Below are 22,600 nucleotides of genomic sequence, written 5' to 3'. Positions count from 1 at the left end.
GGATTAATGTTTAATCAATAAATATCCATTAACTTTATTTTAAAAATCTAAAATGATATAATTTATAAATACATGAATATGAAAGGATGAAATATATGGCTTTAGATGGCATTTTTATTTATAGCGTATTAAAGGAATTAACTGACAATTTACTTGGTGGAAGAGTTGAAAAAATAAATCAGCCGGAAAAGGATGAAATAATATTAACAATAAAAAACAGAAGAAAAAATTATAAACTTTTAATAAGCGCAAGTCCTGTTTATCCTAAAATACATCTTACTGAAATAAATAAAACGAACCCTAAAAAAGCACCAATGTTCTGTATGGTTTTAAGGAAACATATAAATTCAGGAAAATTAATAGACATACATCAGCTAGATATGGACAGAATAATATTCTTAGATTTTGAAAGTTCGGACGAAATGGGATTCAACAGCATATATACTTTAATTATAGAAATAATGGGAAGGCACAGTAATATAACTTTAATTCGCAAAAGGGATAATATGATAATGGATAGTATAAAACACATAACCTCTGAAGTAAATTCGGTGAGATCCATATATCCAGGAATAAATTACAAATTTCCTCCATCTTCTTCTAAATTAAATCCATTGAACTTCAATTTAGAAGAACTCAAAAAATTTATCTCGGTCAATATCATAAAATGCGATGGAAAAGTTTTTTCAACCGTTTTTACTGGAATAAGCACTACATTTTCAAAAGAATTATATGAACTATTCTTAAAAAGATACAATATAACTGCTTCTACTTGGGTTAATAACCTATTTCACTTTTCTGTTGATATATTCAGTAGTGTAAGGAGCAACAGCTTCCACTTTAGTTCCTATCTTCAAAATGGAAAAATAAAAGACTTTTATTGCCTAAAATTACAATATATTTATAATAAAGAATATAAAGTATATAATTCACCGTCAAGACTTCTCGAAGAATTTTATTTTCAAAAAGATAAATCTGATAGATTAAACAACAAAAGTTCAGATCTTCAGAAATTAATAAATATAAATTTAGAACGCTGCTTGAAAAAAGAAAAAATATTGACTCAAAATATTGAAGAAGCCCGAACAAAAAACAAATATAGAATATTAGGAGAACTTCTAACATCAAATATCTATGCAATAAAAAAAGGGGATTCGTCTATCCATGTTCAAAATTTCTACAGCAATGAATTAGAATATGTAGATATAAAACTAGATGAGAACAAAACCCCTTCAGAAAATATTCAGAAGTACTTTAAAAGATATAATAAGCTTAAAAAAACAGAAAAAGCTTCATTAAATCAGTTAAAATTAGCACATGATGAAATTGAATATTTGAATTCCGTACTCGCAAATATAAAGAATGCAGATAACTACGAAGATATTGAAGAAATAAAAGGGGAACTTATAGAAAGTGGCTATATACGATATAAACGTTCAAGTAAAATTAAAAATCCCGTGCATTCAAAGCCTATGAAATTTATTTCCAGTGACGGAATAGAAATATATGTAGGTAAGAATAACCTTCAAAATGATAATTTGACCCTAAAATTTGCAGATAGAAAGGATATATGGCTTCATGCCAAAAACATTCCTGGTTCTCATGTAATAATCAAAAATTTTGGAAATATACCTGACAAAACTCTTGAAGAAGCTGCCGCGCTCTCAGCATATTACAGCAAATCAAAAAATTCTTCCAAAGTTGCTGTTGACTACACCGAAGTAAAAAATGTACATAAACCAAATGGAGCAAGACCTGGAATGGTAATTTATTATACAAATAAAACTATATACGTATCACCTGAAAAACCTGCCATAAATCAAATTCAATAAAACTTTATTGAATAACTTGAATTTGAATATTATATATTTTATAATGTACTAGGATTATTCTCCTTTAAGTGATCCAGTGAGATCAGCAAGGTAATTATATATTTTTAACAAGATTACTATGCCCTTCACTGAGAAGGGCTTTTTATTTACGGTAGTCTCATTATAGAATAAGGAGGTGATAACAATTTGAAATTAAAGGCACTTATATTGGATGAAAAAGCAATGAAAAGAACTCTTACAAGAATATCTCATGAAATAATTGAAAAAAACAAAGGTATAGAAGATGTACTGCTTATAGGAATCAAAAGAAGAGGATATCCTCTTGCCAAACGGATATCCCAAAATATAGAAAATATAGAAGGCATACGTCTTAAAGTTGAAAGTGTGGATATAAGTTTATACAGAGATGATTTAACTAATATTTCCGATAATCCTTTAATAAAAGAAGCAAATTTGATAGACGTAGAAGATAAAAAAATCATATTGGTGGATGATGTAATCTACACCGGCAGAACTGCAAGGGCGGCAATAGATGCCATAATTCATTCCGGGAGACCAAAATTGATACAATTGGCTGTATTAATAGACAGAGGCCATAGAGAACTCCCAATACGAGCTGACTATGTAGGTAAAAATATTCCTACCTCAAGAAGCGAAATAATATCTGTAGAAATTTCAGAAATAGATAATAATGATTCAGTTAAAATTTACGAAATATAAAACTTTTAAAATAGTCCTGAGAGACTAAAAGGAGTGTATATAAATGAAAAATTTTGTAGATGTAGAAGAAAAGTTACCTATACCAATTACTATACCACTTAGCTTTCAGCACCTGTTTGCCATGGTTGGAGCTACTATACTTGTACCAATACTTACTGGCATGAGTCCATCCATAGCTTTATTTTGTGGTGGAATCGGCACACTTTTATACATACTCTGTACAAAAGCCAAGCTTCCTGCTTATCTGGGTTCTTCTTTCGCTTTTATAAGTCCAATACTTATAGCTTCTAAAAATTATGGAACTGGAGCCATGCTTTCTGGTGTAATATCCGCCGGACTCGTATATATAGTTGTTGCAATCATAATAAAATTTTGCGGTGTCAATTGGCTTAACAGAGCACTTCCACCTGTAGTAGTCGGATCCATAGTAATAGTAATAGGCCTTGGGCTTGCAGGTACTGCCATAAATTGGGCAGGTCTAAATCCAACCTATACAACAGATCAAATGCAAAATATTCCAAGATGGGCATGGATGACAGTATCCATAATCACTTTGGTCGTGGGTATAATTGGAAGTATGTACTTTAAAGGGTTTTTAGGAGTAATACCTATATTAATAGCTATAATTGTTGGGTACGTATCAGCCCTGACTCTTGGTGTAGTTTCAAAGCAGACAATAGACAGCATACTTAGTACCAGTATTTTCAAGCTTCCACCTTTTATATTCCCAAGATTCAGCACAAGTGCAATGATACTTATGGCTCCAGTTTCATTTGTAACTCTTGCAGAGCATATAGGCCATATCTATGTAACGAACAATGTAGTTGGAAGAGATTTTACAAAAAATCCAGGTTTACACAGATCCATACTTGGTGATGGTGTTGCCACGATATTTGCAGGTTTTGCCGGTGGTCCTCCGACTACAACCTATGGAGAAAACATAGGAGTCATGGCAATAACCAAAGTTTACAGTGTATGGGTTATAGGTGGTGCAGCAATAATAGCTATAATTTTATCCTTCATAGGACCTGTAGCCACACTGATTGAAAACATGCCAATACCTGTAATAGGAGGTGTAAGCATACTGTTATTTGGAATAATAGCTTCTTCAGGTTTCAGGATATTTGTAGAAGATAAAATAGATTTCAGTAAAAACAGAAATCTGATACTAGCTTCTGTAATAATAGTTGTTGGAATTGGTGGTGCATCTTTAAAATTTATTGTAGGAGGATCTCAAGTTGAAGTGTCAGGTGTTGCTCTTGCAACTCTCATAGGAATAATTTTAAATCTAATACTTCCAGAAAACAGTGCTGCCGAATTAAATAATTCCATAAAAAAAGGAGCTTAGAACTATGAACATATATTCTTGGAATGTAAATGGCCTGAGGGCAATCTGCAGAAAGAATTTCTTTCAATGGATACATGAAGAAAATCCAGATATACTGTGTGTCCAGGAAACCAAGCTTCAGGAAAATACACTGGAGGACAAACTAAGAAACATAACAGGTTATTATTCTTACTTCAGTTTTGCAGAAAAAAAGGGTTACAGCGGCGTAGCAGTATATACAAAGTTCAAGCCACTGTCTGTTGGACACGGTATCGGCATAGAAAGCTTTGACAGTGAAGGCAGAATACTGATACTTGAATTTACTGATTTCACATTACTGAATATATATTTTCCAAACGGCCAGATGAGTGATGAAAGATTAGAATACAAGATGAAATTTTATGATGCAATACTGGATTACTGTAACAAACTTGTAGCTGAGGGTAAAAAACTTGTAATATGCGGTGATTATAATACTGCACACACTGAAATGGATATAAAAAATGCAAAGGCAAATTCAAATCGTTCTGGCTTTCTCCCAATTGAACGACAGTGGATTGATAAATTCATACAAAATGGATATATAGATACATATAGATATATAAATCCACATAAAATAGAATATTCCTGGTGGAGTTACAGATTCAAGGCCAGGGAAAGAAATGCAGGATGGAGAATAGACTACCATTTTGTATCCAGTAACCTTTTTTCAAAAATAAAAGATGCAAGAATACTTACGGATGTACCTGGATCGGATCACTGTCCAATTATGATAAATGTAAAATCACGATAAATATCAATGGAGAACATGCTTTTATGTACTGTTCTCCATAATATTTATTATCCTTTTGAAATAATCCGGAAGTTCAGACCTGAATTCAATATATTTTCCCGATGTCGGATGAATAAATCCAAGTTTCTGAGCATGAAGAAGCTGGCCATTTAAATTGAATCTCTGCTTTTTATACCCATATACGGGATCACCTACTATCGGATGTCCGATATATGCCATATGGACCCTTATCTGATGTGTCCTTCCAGTTTCAAGTATGCACCTAATTAAAGTATTGTTCTTGAATCTCTTAATTACATTATAGTGTGTAACTGCTCTTTTGCCGTTTCTGACAACTGCCATCTTTATCTTGTCTCGAGGATGTCTTGCAAGTGGCTCATCTACAGTCCCTTCATCAACTTTTATAATTCCTTCAACCATGGCTATATATTCTCTTGTCATGGAATGATTTTTAAGCTGTTCTGCAAGTATATTATGTGCGGCATCATTTTTAGCCACTACAAGTATGCCAGATGTATCTTTATCTATCCTGTGGACTATCCCAGGACGTGTAACTCCATTTATACCGGACAGATCACTGCAGTGATTCAAAAGGGCATTTACAAGCGTACCTGTTCTTACACCTGCTGCCGGATGCACCACCATTCCCTGAGGCTTATTTACCACAATAACATCACTGTCCTCATACAATATATCAAGGCTTATATCTTCAGGCTCCACATCCAATTTTACAGGATCATTCAAAATTACAGCTATCTCATCTCCAAATTTAAGCTTGTAATTGCTCTTTCTTATCTTTCCATTTACGGCTACAAGCTGTTTTTCTACGAGTTTCTGTATATATGACCTGGACTTGTCTTGAAACTGTTTGTTCAAAAAAACATCAAGCCTTGGATTTGAATTCTCTTTAAATAAAAAATTTCTAGTTTCCATGTCTTTCATCCCTCAACAAACAGACTGCAAGAATCAGTGTTCCTATTACCACCAGGATATCAGCCACATTGAATATCGGGAAATAATAAATATCCTTGTAGTGAACAGATATAAAATCAACTACATATTTATACTTTATCCTGTCTATCAAATTTCCAATGGCACCACTTATTATAAGAGCCAAACTTATCTTCACAAATTTATCCTTGGGTCTGTACTTCACAATATAAAATATAATAAAGCACATTACAATCATAGACATTATAGTTAAAAATGTAGTTCTGCCCTGGAAAATACTAAAGGCAGCTCCTTTATTTTCAGTATAGAAGAATGAAAAAAAATTCTCTATTATAGTAACTTCAGATATAGTGGATAAGCTATTTATAGCCCACAATTTGGTGATCCTGTCTAGTATCAATCCTACTGCTATTATAAATATAGTCATGAAACTCCTCCCGGTATATAGAAAGTACTTTAATCTTCAAGCATTCGCCTCAATATTTCAGTAGAATTTTTTATAGCGATAGGAGCAAACTTTTCATATTCCATATGTGCACCATTATTTGCATTATCGGATATGGAACGTATAATTACAAAAGGTATATTATTCAAGTAGCATACTTGAGCAATACTTCCACCTTCCATTTCACAGGCAAGTGCGCCAAACTCAGTCTGGAGCCATTTGGTCTTCTCTCCACTGGATATGAATTGATCTCCTGTTACTATTCTACCTGTAAAACTATTTTTACCCTCAAGAAAGTCACAGGCCTTTTTTGCTTCTTGAATCAATGAACTATCACATTTAAATTCATAAGTATCAAGCCTTGGAATCTGTCCAAGTTTATCTCCAAAGGCAGTAGCATCCATATCATGCTGTACAAGATTATCTGCAATCACAACATCTCCAGGATATACCTCATCTCCAAGCCCTCCAGCTATACCTACATTTATTATTCTATCCACTTTGAATTCATCTATAAGTATTTGCGCACATACAGCCGCATTTACTTTTCCTATTCCGCATACTACTGCTGCTGCATCTTTGCCATATGCCTTTCCAAAATTGAATTTCATATTTGCCTTTTCATAAACTTTTTTAACATCCATATCAGATAATAAAATTTCCAGTTCTTCATTCATTGCTCCTATAATTCCAATCGTCATAAAATCATCCTCTCCAATTCACTTTTAATTATCTATTGATTCTCTAAGTGCTCTATTTATTTCTCCCTCTTCTACTTCCACCTTTATCCTGTATTTTCCTATTCCCTCAACTAGTACAAATCTTATACTGTCGTTATTCTTTTTATCATGCCTTATTGCATACAAAAATGACGTATAGTCCTTTATTTTATACGTTGTAGGCAGACCCAATTTTTTTATAAGAGTCAGTGTGGAAATATATATATCCGGAGATATATTGAATTTATATTCAGACAGCTTCAATGCAGTCAGAATTCCAAGTGCGACTGCTTCACCGTGGGATATTCTAAAATCAGATGATATTTCAACTGCATGACCTATAGTATGTCCAAAATTAAGTATATTTCTGAGTCCAGTATCTCTAAAATCCTTTGCCACAACATCTTTCTTTATAGTGAGACACCTTTCTATTATATACAAAAGCACATTCTTGTCCCTGTTAAGTATATTGTCAGAATTAACATCTATGTAATTAAAAAATTCTTCAGAATCTATAATTCCATATTTAACAAGCTCACCTAATCCATCTCTAAACTGTACACCATCAAGTGTATTTAAGAAATAAGGACATACGTATACGAGTTCAGGATTGAAGAAATTTCCAACCAGGTTCTTTACTCCTCCAAAATTATATCCTACCTTTCCCCCAATACAGCTATCAATCTGAGATAGCATGGTAGTAGGAATATTTATAAATTTAATTCCCCTCATATATGTTGAGGCTGTAAAACCTGCTATGTCTCCCACAAGTCCTCCGCCAATTCCTATCAAAATGCTTCCTCTGTTTGCTTCATTTTTAAGCAAAAAATCATATATACTGCTTACAGTGTGAATACTCTTGTTTTCCTCACCATGTTGAAAATGAAATGCCCTACAGTTTAGCTTTTTCTTAAAATCCTGTATTACATTTTTATGTAATTTATATACTATGTCATCCGTAATAAGAAATATTTTTCTGCCGCTGTATTTTTCAATTAAATTATAAAATCCATCAATATTTCTGTCTATACAAATTTTATAATCATTATTTTGCGAATTTACCTGTATTTCTTTCACAACTACACCACCCTACAGTAATATCAACAAAAAATCCACTCCTAAGAGTGGCCTTTTCATCATTTTACAAAGAAATTTTTAATCTCTTCAAGCTCATCATCATCAGATGGAACTTCTTCTTCAATACTTTGATCAGTCTGGCTGTCATTACTACTTTCCACATCATTTTGTGAAATGACTTCTATTTCTTTCTCCTTTATAGGCACTTCCTGTGTAATTTTACTTTCATTTTGCTCATAACCTATATTATATTCCTTTACAAAGTTTTTTTCCATGTCATCAAACATTTCTAGCTGTGATTCCATAAAATTCCTATACCTAGTTCTAAATTTAGTAAACTCCTGCTTTACTCTTTCAAATTCATCATTTATCTCAATGACATCCCCATGTGCCTTATCTATTATTTTTTTTGAAGTTTCATTTGCATTTTTTATTATGAGTTCACTTTCTTTTTTTGCATTTTCTTTAGCCTGTTCAGATGCATTTTGAGCTAGAAGAAGAGTACTTTGTATGGTATTCTCCATTTTACTGTAATGATCTACCCTTTCTTCGATTGATTTCAACTTATCTTTCAAATTTGAATTCTCTTTGCAAATAGCATCATAATCTCCTGCTATCTTGTCAAGGAATTCATCCACTTCATCTATGTTGTAACCTCTAAGTGCCTTCTTAAATTCCTTATTGGTTATATCTAAAGTTGTTATTGCCATTATATATAACACCTCAAATCAACTGAATTTTTTTACAAGAACTTTAATTCTTCCCTTTGCTGTAATGCCAACCCTTTCAGAAAGCTTAAACTTACCATATCCTCTTATAGCTATTGTAGAATTACAATCCAAAACACTGTCCTTTTTATTGCATTCAAAATAATTTACTTGCACTTTTCCCTTTTTTATAAGTGTCTCACCATTATTTCTGGACAAATTGCAAAGAGAACTAACTATACAATCGAGCCTCATAGATGAAACATTTATAGTAATAAATTCAAAATCATAGTTTGGTATTTCAACCTCATTTAAATCTAAAATATCTACTTTACAACTCAAATTACCAACTTTAGTAAAACTAGATTCTATGTATTTGCTTATATCCCTGGAACAAGCCATATAACAGCATCCATTTTCCTTCAATATCACATCACCAAATTTTTCTCTTTTCAATCCAAGAGACATAAGTGCTCCTAAATAATCTCTATGATAAAGTCTCGAAAATTTACAATTTGAAGTTATCCTCATCAAATCAATAGGATACTCTTTTATCTCATTTCTAGAAAACGCAATCATTCTTCTCTCGGCATCCTCAAATATTCCATAGCTAAATACATTTAAGTCGATTTGGTTCTCCATACTTTTAATCATTTTCCATATATTTGGAGTATAAAACTCATTAGTATATATATTCCTGCCTGTTTTTTTTGCTAGCACTATTCTATCATATATATTAGACACAATATTTTCATGAAATAAACTTAATTCACTTATAAATTCCTTTTTATTCATAATTTACAATATAGAGAATATAATTCCTCTTAATATGTCAATTATAACAAATGCAATTATAGGAGAAAAATCTATCATAAGTCCTGGCATAATTTTCTGCTGGAGCTTTCTTCCGGGCTTCATGAAAGGTTCTGTAAACACGTGTAATAATTCTATAAAACCTCCTCTACCTCCCGGCATTACCCATGATAATATTACATCCAATAATATAGCACCTTCCAAAAATCTAAAAAGTAATTCTAGTGCAACTCTTAAAGTACTGCTTATCATATTTTCCTCCAATATGTTTTATTTCCAGTTAAACAACCCTTTTCCTGAAAGCTCATTTTTTAAATCATTACTTACTTCAACACATGATGGTGAAAGTATATAGACACCTTTTTCTATCTCTTCAAGACTTCCTCCCAGTGAATAGCTTGAACCACCCATAAAATCAAGTAATCTTTGAGCTATTCTATTTTCAAGTCCTGTAGTATTTATAACTACAATTTTTCTGTTTTTTAACTCATCACAAATATCTGCAGCCTCCTCATAAGTAGTAGGCTTAACTATTTTTATCTTAGCTGAAATAGTTGTATGTATACTGACTACTTTATTTTGCTTTTTTGAATTTATTATAGGATCCACCTCCGTAAATTCATTTACAACTTTTTTGTTGTCCTGCATTTCTGTTTCTTCAATTTCTTCCTCTAAATCATCCTCAAGTCCTAAAAAACTCATCATTTTATTTAACATCTTACCGGCCATAATAAAATTCCTCCTATGTTTAATTATAAATTATTTTTTAGAATAATTCCTTTTACCAAATATTCCTTCACCAATTCTGATTAAATTAGAGCCTTCTTCAATAGCTATCTTATAATCATGAGTCATACCCATAGACAATACATCCATATTTATGTTCCTGAAACTTCTCTTTTTCAGGTCATTGAAAATAGTATGTACTTTTTTAAAATAATATCTACAACTCTCCTCATTTCCCTTTGGAATTACCGACATAATTCCTTTAACTTTAACATTTTTGCACTTTTCACAAGTCTCTATCAAATTCTCCAAATCCTTAACATATATACCTGTTTTGCTTTCTTCTTCACCTATATTTATCTGAATAAGAGTATTTGCTATTAAATCTATAGCCTTATAATGTTTCTCTATTTCCTTAAGAAGTTTTACACTATCTAATGAATGGATTAAGTAAACCTTTCCTACTATGTATTTTACTTTGTTTCTCTGAAGATGTCCTATCAAATGCCATCTTATATCTCCTGGAAGTTCAGGTTCTTTTTTAATTAATTCTTGAACTTTATTCTCTCCAAAATCTCTGATTCCAAAATCATAAACTTTCTTTATATCTTCTATATGCTTAGTTTTAGAAACAGCCAATAAAGTTACATTGTCTCTTAGGTCCTTAATAATTTCATTCAAATTTTCTTCTATTGACAATACTCTCGTCTCCTTCATTATAAAAGCCAATTACAGAAATTCTTTATTATATTATTCTTCATTAAAGTTAAAAATCCTTCATTTTTTAATTATTTTTTTAGTTAAATACAATAAAAAATAAACAAATATAATATCTATTTATCTTCTTTCATAAATTTAATATCATAATCTCCATTATATGCAGGTATTTTTAAATTATCCAGTTCTTTTAAATTTACAAATATTTTTCTTGCCATCATTATTTTTAAGTAATTTTCATTTGCCATCATATAATTGTGAAGCACACTTTTATTGCCTATAGCATAAATTAAAAATGGAGCTGCTATCTTAACTCCATTTACTCTTAAAAAAGGTCCACTGCAATAGATTTCAGATCTGTCTATTATTCTATGTCCATTTATTGATATAGCCTCAGCTCCTGCATTATTCAGATCATTTATTACTTCTATTATATCAGTATTATGAACAATTCTCATCTGGTATTCAAAGGCATCCATGGAATCATTGGTAGATCCATCTTCTATGTTTATTTGTATTCCCTGTCCTTCTACAGCAGTTTTACCAAGTATTATCCTATTCTGTTTTAATTCTTCATCTATATTTTTCTTTACTTCTATTCGATTTTTATCATTGTTTTCATATTTTTCAAGTTTATCGGAGTATTCATTATATTGTTCCATATATCCCGATATATCATTACGCAACTTATTTCTATAATTATAGGCATCCTGATACTGTTCCGAGCTCAAAAACACCATTTTATTATCTTTTGAATTATTTTTGGTAATTGAAATATTCATGGATATAAGAATTCCAATTATAAGTGATGCCATAAATACAAATATATTGGCTTCATTGTTTTTCATTCACTTCACCTCACTGTTTTCGCGACCTTACTCTTTCCAGCAATAAACGTCGTATTATGGCAAAATTGTCAAATATTCTTCCTCCAAAAACTATAACTGCTGCCAAATATATTGGTACACCCAACTTATCTCCTAAATATGCCAAAGCAGCTGCAAGAACAGCATTTCCAAAAAATCCTGATATGAATATATCTGCCTGAAAATTTTTTGATAAACTTGCCCTTATAGCTCCAAACACTGAATCTAAACAAGCAAGGATGGCCACTGACATATATGGTGAAAATTTATCTGGAATATTTACATTCCAAACCACGCCAACTATTATTCCCAATATAAGACCTATAAACCCTATCATATTACATATTCACTCCCCAAATTAATCTTTCACTGGCTTAGCATATTGAAATTTGTATGTTTTATTGTACTTTTTTATACTTATGTTGCTTTTCTTTTCAAATTTTATATCTGCTAGATTTTTAAAATCAGCAAATACCTCTGGAAAGCTCATATCACTGTATAGGAGGTTCTGATCTCCTATGGCCTCAATTACTATTCTGCTCGATGGAGATATCTTTTCATCATTATTTATCAATATATAATTTCCTGCCGTTCTTATGCCTGTATTTGACACAATTCTTATATCATTTATAGACATCGCCTCAGCTCCTGCAAATCTTAGTTCATTTATTAAATAGGCTAGATGTTTATCTGTTATTTTATCTGAAATACTGTCATTTAAGTTATTCCCAAACATACTATTATTGGGTGTAATGTATATAACTATACCTGGCCCTTTTACATCCGTTTCTCCTGTCAATATTCTAGTATTTTCAAGTTCATCAAGGAGATTCTTTGTAGAAGTACTTGTACTTGCTGCAGCATCTTCATATTTTTTTACCTTGTCCTGCAGGTCGTCTACCTTCTTCTCCAATTTTTGCTTCTGAGTTTTATACCTTTCTATTTCAACTGTAATATCAGTACTGTTACTATTTTCAGTAAGATTTAAAGTATTGTCCTGATTCATAAGAACCTTAGACTGATAAGCAAGCATAAATCCCAATATGCAACATACAATAAAAACACTTATACCTGAACTAAATCTACGCATGCTATTTATCCTCCTGCTTACCATCAATAAAAAATACGGGATTTCCGTTAAATCTAACATCAACATAACCTTTTGCATTATCTAGCTTTTCCTGTTCTATTATATTTAAAGCTTTATTTAGTTTTTCTTTCATATCATCGGCACTCCCAAGTTTTATGCACATATTATTTATATAAGCTTTTATATTCAAAGAATCAGAAACATCTATCTGTATAATTCCGAATGACGTTTTGTTTCCTTCAATTAATTCTCCAATGTTTTTAATTCCATCAACTTTTCTATTGTTATTACTTTTTATCATATCCCCAATTCTGGTATTTCCAACATTTAATCCAGTTAATTTAACAAGTCTCATATCGGATATATCATCTTTTTTTTGAAGAAGTATTCCATTTTTATCTATTATATAGAACGCTCCATTTGAACCTATAAAAAACACGGCATTTCTCTCTGTTACATTTATATCTATATCAGAAGGTAGTTTTCTCTTTATTGTTACACTATCTATGTATGGATTACTCATTATACTTTTTTCAGCAGCATTTAAATTTATATAGAATATGTTATTTCCCCTGTATATCCTAGAGAGTTTTATGATATCACTTTCCTGTATATTTTTGTTGCCATATACTTTGATATTTCTAATATTAAAATATGGAAGTTTTATGGACAATATAAACAATACTGCTAGAAGAAATAAAAGCAACAAACAACTATTCCTTATTTTCCTCTTTCTTCTTCTCTTTATTATAAATTCATTATCAGTCTTAACCAGCTCATCACTCATATTTACACCTTTACACCAACTTATAGTAATCTAACTTACAACATATATATTAACACTTAATAAAATTAATTTCATTAAAATTATCATTCAATTTTTTATATATTTTTTATTAATTTTGTTATAAAATAGCAGCACTGATTGATTTATCAGTGCTGCTATATTTTACAATAACTATAATTTTTATTCAATTTTACATTTAAATCCTAGGTATGGTAATTTTCATTCTGCCGTGATATATTCAAGAGTATTCCCATGGCAAGCATATTAAAAAGTAAGGATGAACCTCCATAGCTTATAAATGGAAGTGGAACTCCTGTTACCGGCATAGAACCTGTGACAACTGCAATATTGATTATAGCTTGAACTGCTATTACAGAAGTTATTCCTGTAGCCAGTATTGTACCATAAGTATCCCTGGCTTTTATGGCAGTTACAATTCCTCTCCATATGAGAATTATAAACAGAGTAATTATTATAAGACACCCTATGAGGCCAAGTTCTTCGCCTATTATAGAAAATATGAAATCAGTGTGGGGTTCTGGTATATAATAACATTTTTGTCTTGACTTTCCAAGTCCTACTCCCCATATTCCCCCTGATCCCATAGCCAACAAAGATTGGATAAGCTGGTATCCCTTGCCTTTCGGATCTGCCCAGGGATCTAAAAAACTTGTAAATCTTGCCATTCTATATGGTTCCAGAATTATACCTGCAATTCCACCAATTATAACAACCAGCACGACACCTGCCATATGCTTAATCTTAGCCCCAGAAGAATATAGCACTATAAGCGTAACTATCATAATTACAGCCGCTATACTTAAATTCTTTTCTGCAAGCACAAGACCTGCATAAAAACCTGATACAATGAGATAGGGCAATACACCATAAAGAAAGCTTCCTATTTTCCTTCCACCCTTAATTTCTATACTTTTTGCCATATAAAGTACAACTATATATTTAGCTATTTCCGATGGCTGAAGTCCTACTGAACCAAACCTTATCCATCTCTGCGCACCCTTTGTAGCTGTAAAAGCAAACACAACCAGTAGCAGCAAGACTGTAACTATCATAAGTATTTTTGTATATTTCCTTATCCTGTGATAATCAAATTTTATTGCCGCAAACATCAGAACTGTTCCCAATATAGCCCATAATCCCTGCCTTTTTAGATAATACATGCTGTCCTGTATATTTTTATCAAAGAAAGCCATGTAGGAACTGGCACTGTACACCATAACAACTCCAATGGCTATAAGTAGCATTATAGTTGAAAATAGTATGAAATCTATAGACCCCATTTTCTCATTCAATTTGTACATACATATAATCCTCCTACCCAATTACTAAGCCGGCATGGATAAAGCACAGAACTACTTAACCAAATAGATAATTTTAAAGTGATAAAAATCCTATAAGGCAGAGTATAACTGTAATTATACAGAACATGGAAACCACTTTCGTTTCATGCCAACCTGAAAGTTCAAAATGATGATGTATAGGACTCATCTTGAATATTCTCTTTCCTGTAAGTTTAAAACTTGCAACTTGAAGTATGACAGATAATGCTTCTACAACATATATTCCACCAACTATTATAACCAATAATGGTAATTTTAGTATCATTGCTACAGCAGCAATTGCACCTCCCAATGCCAAAGAACCTGTATCACCCATAAATACCTGGGCAGGAAAAGCATTATATTTTAAGAAACCAAGAAGGGAGCCGGCTGTAATTGCACAAAAAATAGCAAGTGTAGTATGTCCCATGGCAAAACTTACAAGTGAAAAAAATGTCATTACTAAAATTGTAACGGATGAATCAAGACCATCAAGCCCATCCGTTAAATTTACGGCATTAGTAGTTGCCGCAAAAAATATAACTATAAACGGTATATAAAACATGCCGAAATCTATACTTCTATGAGTAAATGGAATTATTATTTCCGTACCTATATATGGATTGTTTGCTGAATAATAGGCGAAAATACAGCCAACTACAAGAAGCAGAAGCATTTTTTGATATGCTTTAAGTCCTAAATTTTTCCTTTTTGCTATTTTAAGTCCATCATCCAGTGCTCCTATTATTCCAAATGCCACAAAAGCATACAAGGCAATCATAGCTTCATCTGTAGGTCTTCTGACTATTACACACATCGTAATAAAAGATGCTACTATAAATATTATACCTCCCATAGTTGGTGTACCCGCTTTTTTTTGATGGCTTTTTGGACCTTCTTCTCTTTCACTTTGACCAAATTTAAGTTTATGTAATATTGGAATTAAAATGGCACCTCCCAAAATTGCCATAAAAAACGCCATTAATACTGAATAAATTAATATATACATATATGCGCTCCATAAAGAGCAGTGTCACCTCCTAATTATTGATCTTTTTTTCTAATTGATCTACTATTTTCTCAAATTTCATAGAGCGTGAAGCTTTTATAAGTACTACATCATCTTTTTCTATATATTTGTCATTAAGCAGACTTACTACATATTCATAATCTTTAATTTCCATTACTTCACATTTAGAGGATTTAAACTTTTTAAATCCTTCCCTGTAATCACTACTGTACTCTCCAACTGCAATCAATAAATCCACATTGCTCTTCGCTGCATATTCCCCCACCTTTTTATGAAGTTCATTTGAATCATCACCAAGTTCACCCATTGTTCCAAGTACTGCAATCTTTCTGCTTCCTTTATAATTCATAAGTACATCTATTGCCGCTATCATTGAATCAGGATTGGCATTGTAGCAATCATTTATTATAGTAAATTTGCTTCCTCTTATAGTTTCCAACCTCATTTTCGTAGTTTCAAGCTTTTTTAATCCATATCTTATCTCGTCATAACTCATATTGAAGATCCTACCTGTTAGAACTGCAAATAATGCATTCATCACGCTGTGTTTTCCTGGAACTGCTGCGCATATCTTCTCTTCTGTTATTCTATTATTTTCTCTTACATAAAATTCCACAGAATTTTCCATAAGTTTTATATTAAAAGCTGATATGTTGGCTCTCTCTTTCATAGAAACAGTCTTTATGTCAAATGTTTTGCTCTTTACTTTAGACAACATATCATTATCAATATTTATTATTAAAATATTTCCTTCTGAAAAAAAATCTGTTATCTCCATTTTAGCTTTTAATATATTCTCCCTGGACTTCAGCTTCCCGATATGCGCAGTACCAATATTAGTTATAAGCGCAATATCAGGTCTTGCAGCCTTTACCATATTATGAATTTCTCCCCTGCTATTCATTCCCATCTCAAGGACTGCAATATCATAATTATTATCCAGTTTGAATATCATATGTGGAAGTCCTATTTCATTATTAAAATTTCCCTCTGTCTTGAAAACTTTGAATCTAGAACTAAGTACAGCGGCAACAAGATCCTTCGTGGAAGTTTTTCCTACAGATCCTGTAATACCTATAATCTTCACATCAAGAAGACTTCTATAGAATTCTGCCAGATCAAGAAGAGCACGTCTTGTATTTTTTACCTTTACTATACTTGTATTTTCCTCTATTTCACTTTCCTCATATTTCACCTCATCTATAATACATATAGATGCGCCTTTTTCACTTGCCTGTTTTATATAATCATTTCCATTAAAATTTTCTCCTTTTAAAGCAATAAATATATCATTTTTTTCTATTTTTCTTGTATCTGAATTCACTTTATTAAAGCTACTATATTTTCCCTTCAATATAACCTTTCCATTTACCGCTTTAACAATATCATCAAAGCTCATATATTCCAAGATATGCACATCCTCTCTTCATATGTTATTTATGACTAATGATTTCCTTAACTATTTCTCTTTCATCAAAATGTATTGTCCTGTCTTTTAAGATCTGATAATCTTCATGTCCTTTTCCTGCTATTACTATTACGTCATCCTTTTCTGCCATGTTTATGGCCTCTTTTATGGCCTCTTTTCTGTTTTCAATAACAACATAATTATCCTTTTTAATTCCATCTACAATTTCATTTATTATATGCATTGGATCTTCAGTTCTTGGATTGTCCGAAGTAATTATTGAAAAATCCGATAATCTCGTACCTATCTCACCCATTATAGGTCTTTTGGTATTATCCCTGTCACCTCCACATCCGTACACAGCTATGAGCCTTCCTCTTGTAAATTCTCTTGCAGTTCTCAATATATTTTCAAGTCCATCGGGAGTATGTGCATAATCAACTATAACTTCATAACCAAGATTATAACCATGCGTTACTATTTCACATCTACCTGGTACCGAAAGCATCTTTTCAAGCCCAGATTTCACAGTATCCATGTCTATTCCCTCACTTACACATGCACCTATACTTCCAAGAGCATTCATCACATTGTATTTCCCTGGTATGTTTAAATTTATATGCTTTTTTTCACCTTTATATGTTACATCAAAGCCAGCACCCCTTGAATGTATATCTAGACTTCTTGCCCTTATATCTGCACAGTTGTCAACTCCATAAGTAAGTTTATTTCCAGAGACATCCTCATATACTCTCTTTCCATATTTGTCATCTATGTTTATTATTGAATTCCATGTATTCCTAAACAAGATCAACTTTGCTTCATAATAATTTTCAAAGGTCTTATGAAAATCAAGATGGTCCTGTGTAAGATTAGTAAATATAGCTTGAGAAAATTTAACTCCATAAACCCTGTTCAAGTATAGCGAATGAGACGATGTCTCCATAACACAATAATCTACTTCTAAATCAACCATATCCCTAAATAGCTTTTGAAGCTCCAGTGATTCAGGTGTAGTCCTATCTGAATGAAGCTTTTTATTTCCTATATAATTTGCAATAGTCCCAATCAATCCTACTTTATATCCGGCTTCCTCCAAAATTGATTTTATCATGAATGTGGAAGTAGTTTTTCCATTTGTACCGGTTACTCCTATTATTTTCATTTTCCCAGCTGGATTACCATAATAATTCGAAGCTGCAGCAGCCATTGTCTTTCTGCAGTCTTCTACTAAAATAACTGTACAATCTAGAAATTTTTCTATACTCTTGCTGCATACTATGGCTGCTGCACCATTTTGGCAGGCATTTTTTGCATACTTATGTCCATCCGTTTTATATCCTTCAATACATATAAAAAGATCTCCCTTTTTTACCTTTCTAGAATCGTACTGAATTTCTTCTATTTCTATATCTTCACTACCTCTGATTATCTTGTAATCTATATTAGCAAGTATATTTTTTAATTTCATGCTGATCACTCCTTAAATTCTCATTGCTGACCATAATTATTATACACATATATTTGTATAAATCAAAATATATTTAAAGTACTGGCATGTAGTACACTCTATGGTGATACTACATGCCAGAATTCAATCTCCAAGTATTTCAGTATGAATATTTATAACAGTACCCTTTTGAACTTCTTCACCTGGTTTTATGCTTTGCTCGTCAGCCATTCCACTCCCGTCAAACTGTGCTTTGAGTCCCAGGCTATTGAATACACTTACTACATTATCCGGACTCATTCCCTCTACATTCGGTACTATAACTACCTTCTTATAATCTTGACTTTGAGATGTATATAATAATACTTTACTGCCCTCTTTAATCGTATATCCAGGCTTAGGATTCATGTCAACTATATATTCACCATTATTGTCAGACTCTGGAACAAGATTCATCTTCTTTAACGTACTCTCTGCATCTGTAACTTTCATTCCCCTAACGTCTGGGACAATGATGTTTTTAAGCATGCTCTTTGCAATTTCCTCAGAACTTGCATCACTTTTCATTGCAAGATAATTGAATATATCAAGGAATAGTTGTTTTGCCGCAGGTGCTGCCGTCTGTGCTGCATAGTAATTAGAAGGATCCGGCTCATCTATGGATACTAGCAAAGTAATCTCAGGATTTTGGGCCGGTGCCATTCCTGCAAAGGAGGCAATATACTTTCCCGACTGGTATCCACCCACTCCAGCTTTCTGCGCGGTTCCAGTCTTTCCTGCTATATGATATCCGTCTATGAAGGCATTTTTACCTCCGCCCTCTGAAACTACATTCTCTAAATACCCCCTAAGCTGGGCAGCCTTGTCAGAATCTATAATTTTTTGCTTATTTTTGTCCGATAGATCATATTTTTTATCAACTACTTCTTGATTTTTGTCTTCGTTATAATGTCCTATTTGCCTCATCAAATGTGGAGTAATCAAATACCCCCCATTTGCAACGGTATTAAAAGCTCTCAGATACTGTATCATGGTAACGGTATTTGCCTGTCCAAATGATATTGTAGCCAAATCTATATCACTTATATCCTTGGTCTTTTTGACGATTCCCTTTGCTTCTCCAGGTAGATCTATTCCAGTTTTCTGACCAAATCCAAATTTTTGTATGTAATTGTTAAGCTTATCCTTCCCTATCATCTTTCCAAGCTGTGCAAATCCCACATTACATGAATTTTTCAATATGTCAGGGAACTTCTGTGTTCCATGTCCAGTAGATTTCCAGCAGTGTATCGTCCTGTTTCCTATAGTTATACTTCCATCACAGACAAAGGTATCATTATTTACGTCCACAGAATTTGTTTCAAGTGCTGTATCCGCCGTAACCACCTTGAATATGGATCCAGGTTCAAAAGTATCACTTACAGCTCTGTTTCTCCAGCTCTTCTGAAGTTCATCATAACTTTTCCCATTTACCCAGGGATCATTTGGATTATAATCCGGCTTGTTTACCATGGCGAGTACTTCACCATTGTTAGGATTCATAACAACTATACTTACAGCCTTTGCCTTGTTGTCCTTTAATGCCTGCTCTGCTGCCTTTTCTGAAAAGTGCTGTATCATACTATCTATTGTAAGCTCTACATCCTTTCCGTCTATAGGCTTTGTAAATTCCGATATAGTATATGGCAGGTCCTTGCTCTTGCTGTCTGTTTCAGCTATTCTACGGCCCGGTGTCCCTGAAAGCTCCTTGTTATAATACAATTCTATGCCCGTAAGTCCTACTCCATCTGAATTTGTATGTCCAAGTACATGAGCAAGAAAATTGTTATTTGGATAATACCTCTTTGTATCTGCAGATACAAGAACTCCATTCAAATTCAAATTTCTTATTTTATCAGCTTCTTCTTTTTCTATTCTTCTCTTCAAAGTAGCAGATGCAAGAGGAAGTCCTCCAGGAAGTCTTTTATCCAAAGTCTTTAAAATATCACTTTTTTCCATGGAAAGCGCTGAAGATAACATTGATGCAACCTGATCCTTAGATAATTTCTTATCTTTCATTGTATCCCTCAAAGCATTCATATCCAGATCAACTCTATATACATTGGCACTTACAGCTAATTCATTTCCGTTTCTATCTAAAATCCTTCCTCTTTTAGCATCAATCTTAACATCACTTGTCCACTGTGCTACAGCCATAGCTTTAAATTTAGGTGATTTATATACCATTATGTAGAACATTCTGCCAATCAGTAAAAAAAAAGTTATAAAAAGAAAACCAAATATAATTACCATTCTCTTTCTAGTTATAACTTTATCTCTATATTTATTTATAGACAACTATTTCTACCTCCATTTAAATTGCTTGATTATATTCAAAATACTGCTGAATTTTTTATTGCTTTTATCAGATGCTTTCTCTTTTACAATAGGTTTATCCAAATCTGCATATACTGCGATACTTTTTTCCGGTTCTCCCATATGAAGTTTTTTTACTGCATTGTCCTCTATGTACTGAAGATTATTGTACTTTACTAAATCCACTTTAAGATTTTCATTTTCCCTATTCAGTTCATTTACTCTACTTTGCGCAAAACTCAATTCTTTTTGCATATTGTATATAATTGAATATCGTGCAATAAGTACAATTCCTACCGCAAAAATTATGGCAATATTTCGCATTACCTTCAACTTGTTACTGGTACTTCTCTTTTTATTTTTGGTTTTAGTTTTTTTTCTTTGAACAACAGATTCATGAGACTCATATTCAGGATTTATTGCATTGTTTCCATTTATCATCTTATTTTCGTTCATCAATATCAATTTATTCACCCCACCTAAACTTTAGAACTAAATTCTTTCTGCTATTCTGAGCTTGGCACTTTTACTTCTACTATTCCTTGACAATTCATCACTACCAGGCTGTATAGGTTTTTTATTAATAACTTTTAAAATAGGAATTTTTCCACATACACACACAGGAAAATCAGGTGGGCACGTACAAGGGTTTTCAAGTTCTCTGAATTTAACTTTTATCTTTCTATCTTCAAGAGAATGAAAAGTTATAACCGCTATCCTTCCCCCAATTTTAAGTCTTTTCACACTGTTTTCCACTGCAGTATCCAGTATTTTAAGTTCACTGTTTACTTCTATCCTTATAGCTTGAAAAGTTCTTTTTGCTGGATGTCCATCTTTCTGGAACTTCATTGGTACAGCATTTTTTATTATATTTACCAACTGAAAAGTAGTCTCTACAGGAGATTTTTTTCTAGATTCAACTATGAACCTGGCAATTCTCCTTGAAAATCTGTCTTCTCCATAATCTTTTATTACCCTTGCTATATCATCTAAATCGTAGTTATTCACAACATCGTATGCAGTTAAACTTTTATCTGAGTTCATCCTCATATCAAGAGGTGCATCCTTCATATAACTGAAACCCCTTTCTGCATTATCAAGCTGATAGGAAGAAACTCCTAGATCCATTAGCACTCCATCTACGTTTTCAATATTTAGCTCTCTAAGTATATTATCTATATTATAAAAATTATCATGAACATAAGTTACATTATTATATTCCTTGAGTTTTTCTCTTGAAACTTTTATTGCTTCCATATCCTGATCGATTCCAATAAGTTTTCCATTCTTCCCTATCCTTTTTAATATCTCACTTGAATGTCCGCCTCCACCTAAAGTACAGTCTACATATATTCCTCCACTTTTTATGTCAAGTCCATCTATTGCTTCTTTCAAAAGTACGGGTACGTGTCTAAATTTCATAAAATGTATCCTCCAATTTGGATTA

24 protein-coding genes are annotated in these 22,600 nt (G+C 32.4%); 4 read left to right on the top strand and 20 right to left on the bottom strand.

Annotated features, from left to right (window positions below):
* Positions 1-95: 95 nt before the first annotated feature.
* From ACSVC9_RS05470 to ACSVC9_RS05455, 4 genes are all read left to right on the top strand, one after another.
* Entirely contained in the window at positions 96-1,832 is a 1,737-nt protein-coding gene (locus ACSVC9_RS05470) for an Rqc2 family fibronectin-binding protein (RefSeq protein ID WP_446899336.1), read from the top strand.
* A 186-nt stretch (positions 1,833-2,018) separates the two neighbouring features.
* Positions 2,019-2,552 (top strand): bifunctional pyr operon transcriptional regulator/uracil phosphoribosyltransferase PyrR, encoded by a 534-nt coding sequence (gene pyrR / locus ACSVC9_RS05465; RefSeq protein ID WP_446899335.1) that lies wholly within the window; start codon positions 2,019-2,021, stop codon positions 2,550-2,552.
* 43 nt (positions 2,553-2,595) lie between these two features.
* Positions 2,596-3,900, top strand: coding sequence for a uracil permease (gene uraA, locus ACSVC9_RS05460; protein WP_446899334.1), 1,305 nt, complete (start codon positions 2,596-2,598; stop codon positions 3,898-3,900).
* 4 nt (positions 3,901-3,904) lie between these two features.
* Positions 3,905-4,672 carry an exodeoxyribonuclease III gene (locus tag ACSVC9_RS05455; protein WP_446899333.1) on the top strand — a complete coding sequence of 256 codons (768 nt, stop codon included), beginning with the start codon at positions 3,905-3,907 and terminating at the stop codon, positions 4,670-4,672.
* 21 nt (positions 4,673-4,693) lie between these two features.
* Here ACSVC9_RS05455 and ACSVC9_RS05450 read toward each other — a convergent pair whose 3' ends face one another.
* The 20 genes from ACSVC9_RS05450 to rsmH form a co-directional block, all read right to left on the bottom strand.
* On the bottom strand, positions 4,694-5,605 hold the full coding sequence (locus tag ACSVC9_RS05450; RefSeq protein ID WP_446899332.1) for an RluA family pseudouridine synthase: 912 nt from the start codon (positions 5,603-5,605) through the stop codon (positions 4,694-4,696).
* Complete coding sequence (gene lspA / locus ACSVC9_RS05445; protein WP_446899331.1) at positions 5,595-6,050, bottom strand: signal peptidase II; 456 nt, start codon at positions 6,048-6,050, stop codon at positions 5,595-5,597. Before lspA ends, ACSVC9_RS05450 begins: the two co-directional genes overlap by 11 nt.
* Positions 6,051-6,079: 29 nt before the next feature.
* On the bottom strand, positions 6,080-6,769 hold the full coding sequence (locus tag ACSVC9_RS05440; RefSeq protein WP_446899330.1) for a 5'-methylthioadenosine/adenosylhomocysteine nucleosidase: 690 nt from the start codon (positions 6,767-6,769) through the stop codon (positions 6,080-6,082).
* A 24-nt stretch (positions 6,770-6,793) separates the two neighbouring features.
* Positions 6,794-7,864 carry a 3-dehydroquinate synthase gene (gene aroB, locus ACSVC9_RS05435; RefSeq protein ID WP_446899329.1) on the bottom strand — a complete coding sequence of 357 codons (1,071 nt, stop codon included), beginning with the start codon at positions 7,862-7,864 and terminating at the stop codon, positions 6,794-6,796.
* 59 nt (positions 7,865-7,923) lie between these two features.
* A complete protein-coding gene (locus tag ACSVC9_RS05430; RefSeq protein ID WP_446899328.1) occupies positions 7,924-8,574 on the bottom strand; it encodes a DivIVA domain-containing protein in 651 nt (216 codons plus the stop codon).
* Between the two features lie 18 nt (positions 8,575-8,592).
* Positions 8,593-9,366, bottom strand: a complete 774-nt coding sequence (locus ACSVC9_RS05425; protein WP_446899327.1) for a YlmH family RNA-binding protein — start codon at positions 9,364-9,366, stop codon at positions 8,593-8,595.
* Positions 9,367-9,369: 3 nt separating this feature from the next.
* On the bottom strand, positions 9,370-9,636 hold the full coding sequence (locus ACSVC9_RS05420) for a YggT family protein (RefSeq protein WP_446899326.1): 267 nt from the start codon (positions 9,634-9,636) through the stop codon (positions 9,370-9,372).
* An 18-nt stretch (positions 9,637-9,654) separates the two neighbouring features.
* Positions 9,655-10,113 (bottom strand): cell division protein SepF, encoded by a 459-nt coding sequence (locus tag ACSVC9_RS05415; protein ID WP_446899325.1) that lies wholly within the window; start codon positions 10,111-10,113, stop codon positions 9,655-9,657.
* Between the two features lie 30 nt (positions 10,114-10,143).
* The gene (locus ACSVC9_RS05410) at positions 10,144-10,809 is read right to left on the bottom strand and encodes a YggS family pyridoxal phosphate-dependent enzyme (RefSeq protein WP_446899324.1); all 666 of its coding nucleotides are present in this window, start codon (positions 10,807-10,809) and stop codon (positions 10,144-10,146) included.
* A 134-nt stretch (positions 10,810-10,943) separates the two neighbouring features.
* A complete protein-coding gene (locus ACSVC9_RS05405; RefSeq protein ID WP_446899323.1) occupies positions 10,944-11,675 on the bottom strand; it encodes a DUF881 domain-containing protein in 732 nt (243 codons plus the stop codon).
* A 10-nt stretch (positions 11,676-11,685) separates the two neighbouring features.
* On the bottom strand, positions 11,686-12,030 hold the full coding sequence (locus ACSVC9_RS05400) for a small basic family protein (protein WP_446899322.1): 345 nt from the start codon (positions 12,028-12,030) through the stop codon (positions 11,686-11,688).
* Positions 12,031-12,051: 21 nt separating this feature from the next.
* Positions 12,052-12,783 carry a DUF881 domain-containing protein gene (locus ACSVC9_RS05395; RefSeq protein WP_446899321.1) on the bottom strand — a complete coding sequence of 244 codons (732 nt, stop codon included), beginning with the start codon at positions 12,781-12,783 and terminating at the stop codon, positions 12,052-12,054.
* Between the two features lies 1 nt (position 12,784).
* Positions 12,785-13,570 carry a cell division protein FtsQ/DivIB gene (locus ACSVC9_RS05390; protein ID WP_446899320.1) on the bottom strand — a complete coding sequence of 262 codons (786 nt, stop codon included), beginning with the start codon at positions 13,568-13,570 and terminating at the stop codon, positions 12,785-12,787.
* Positions 13,571-13,773: 203 nt separating this feature from the next.
* Positions 13,774-14,892: a stage V sporulation protein E gene (gene spoVE, locus ACSVC9_RS05385; protein ID WP_446899319.1), complete on the bottom strand. Its 1,119-nt coding sequence runs from the start codon at positions 14,890-14,892 to the stop codon at positions 13,774-13,776.
* A 73-nt stretch (positions 14,893-14,965) separates the two neighbouring features.
* The gene (gene mraY / locus ACSVC9_RS05380) at positions 14,966-15,919 is read right to left on the bottom strand and encodes a phospho-N-acetylmuramoyl-pentapeptide-transferase (protein ID WP_446899318.1); all 954 of its coding nucleotides are present in this window, start codon (positions 15,917-15,919) and stop codon (positions 14,966-14,968) included.
* Positions 15,920-15,950: 31 nt separating this feature from the next.
* Complete coding sequence (locus ACSVC9_RS05375) at positions 15,951-17,348, bottom strand: UDP-N-acetylmuramoyl-tripeptide--D-alanyl-D-alanine ligase (protein ID WP_446899317.1); 1,398 nt, start codon at positions 17,346-17,348, stop codon at positions 15,951-15,953.
* 25 nt (positions 17,349-17,373) lie between these two features.
* Positions 17,374-18,819 carry a UDP-N-acetylmuramoyl-L-alanyl-D-glutamate--2,6-diaminopimelate ligase gene (locus ACSVC9_RS05370; protein WP_446899316.1) on the bottom strand — a complete coding sequence of 482 codons (1,446 nt, stop codon included), beginning with the start codon at positions 18,817-18,819 and terminating at the stop codon, positions 17,374-17,376.
* Between the two features lie 123 nt (positions 18,820-18,942).
* Complete coding sequence (locus ACSVC9_RS05365) at positions 18,943-21,135, bottom strand: stage V sporulation protein D (protein ID WP_446899315.1); 2,193 nt, start codon at positions 21,133-21,135, stop codon at positions 18,943-18,945.
* 6 nt (positions 21,136-21,141) lie between these two features.
* Positions 21,142-21,627 (bottom strand): hypothetical protein, encoded by a 486-nt coding sequence (locus tag ACSVC9_RS05360; protein WP_446899314.1) that lies wholly within the window; start codon positions 21,625-21,627, stop codon positions 21,142-21,144.
* 18 nt (positions 21,628-21,645) lie between these two features.
* Positions 21,646-22,575, bottom strand: coding sequence for a 16S rRNA (cytosine(1402)-N(4))-methyltransferase RsmH (gene rsmH / locus ACSVC9_RS05355; protein ID WP_446899313.1), 930 nt, complete (start codon positions 22,573-22,575; stop codon positions 21,646-21,648).
* Between the last annotated feature and the right edge of the window lie 25 nt (positions 22,576-22,600).

This window comes from Clostridium sp. LBM24168 (assembly GCF_052953915.1).
Note: the sequence above shows the minus strand (reverse complement) of the source record. Positions and strands in the feature narration are given on the sequence as shown.

Bases quoted from the DNA above. Each gene is read 5' to 3' on its own strand.
- ACSVC9_RS05470 (WP_446899336.1), top strand. From the start codon at position 96: ATGGCTTTAGATGGCATTTTTATTTATAGCGTATTAAAGGAATTAACT.
- uraA (WP_446899334.1), top strand. From the start codon at position 2,596: ATGAAAAATTTTGTAGATGTAGAAGAAAAGTTACCTATACCAATTACT.
- ACSVC9_RS05455 (WP_446899333.1), top strand. From the start codon at position 3,905: ATGAACATATATTCTTGGAATGTAAATGGCCTGAGGGCAATCTGCAGA.
- ACSVC9_RS05450 (WP_446899332.1), bottom strand. From the start codon at position 5,605: ATGGAAACTAGAAATTTTTTATTTAAAGAGAATTCAAATCCAAGGCTT.
- lspA (WP_446899331.1), bottom strand. From the start codon at position 6,050: ATGACTATATTTATAATAGCAGTAGGATTGATACTAGACAGGATCACC.
- ACSVC9_RS05440 (WP_446899330.1), bottom strand. From the start codon at position 6,769: ATGACGATTGGAATTATAGGAGCAATGAATGAAGAACTGGAAATTTTA.
- ACSVC9_RS05430 (WP_446899328.1), bottom strand. From the start codon at position 8,574: ATGGCAATAACAACTTTAGATATAACCAATAAGGAATTTAAGAAGGCA.
- ACSVC9_RS05425 (WP_446899327.1), bottom strand. From the start codon at position 9,366: ATGAATAAAAAGGAATTTATAAGTGAATTAAGTTTATTTCATGAAAAT.
- ACSVC9_RS05420 (WP_446899326.1), bottom strand. From the start codon at position 9,636: ATGATAAGCAGTACTTTAAGAGTTGCACTAGAATTACTTTTTAGATTT.
- ACSVC9_RS05415 (WP_446899325.1), bottom strand. From the start codon at position 10,113: ATGGCCGGTAAGATGTTAAATAAAATGATGAGTTTTTTAGGACTTGAG.
- ACSVC9_RS05405 (WP_446899323.1), bottom strand. From the start codon at position 11,675: ATGAAAAACAATGAAGCCAATATATTTGTATTTATGGCATCACTTATA.
- ACSVC9_RS05400 (WP_446899322.1), bottom strand. From the start codon at position 12,030: ATGATAGGGTTTATAGGTCTTATATTGGGAATAATAGTTGGCGTGGTT.
- ACSVC9_RS05395 (WP_446899321.1), bottom strand. From the start codon at position 12,783: ATGCGTAGATTTAGTTCAGGTATAAGTGTTTTTATTGTATGTTGCATA.
- ACSVC9_RS05390 (WP_446899320.1), bottom strand. From the start codon at position 13,570: ATGAGTGATGAGCTGGTTAAGACTGATAATGAATTTATAATAAAGAGA.
- spoVE (WP_446899319.1), bottom strand. From the start codon at position 14,892: ATGTACAAATTGAATGAGAAAATGGGGTCTATAGATTTCATACTATTT.
- mraY (WP_446899318.1), bottom strand. From the start codon at position 15,919: ATGTATATATTAATTTATTCAGTATTAATGGCGTTTTTTATGGCAATT.
- ACSVC9_RS05370 (WP_446899316.1), bottom strand. From the start codon at position 18,819: ATGAAATTAAAAAATATACTTGCTAATATAGATTACAAGATAATCAGA.
- rsmH (WP_446899313.1), bottom strand. From the start codon at position 22,575: ATGAAATTTAGACACGTACCCGTACTTTTGAAAGAAGCAATAGATGGA.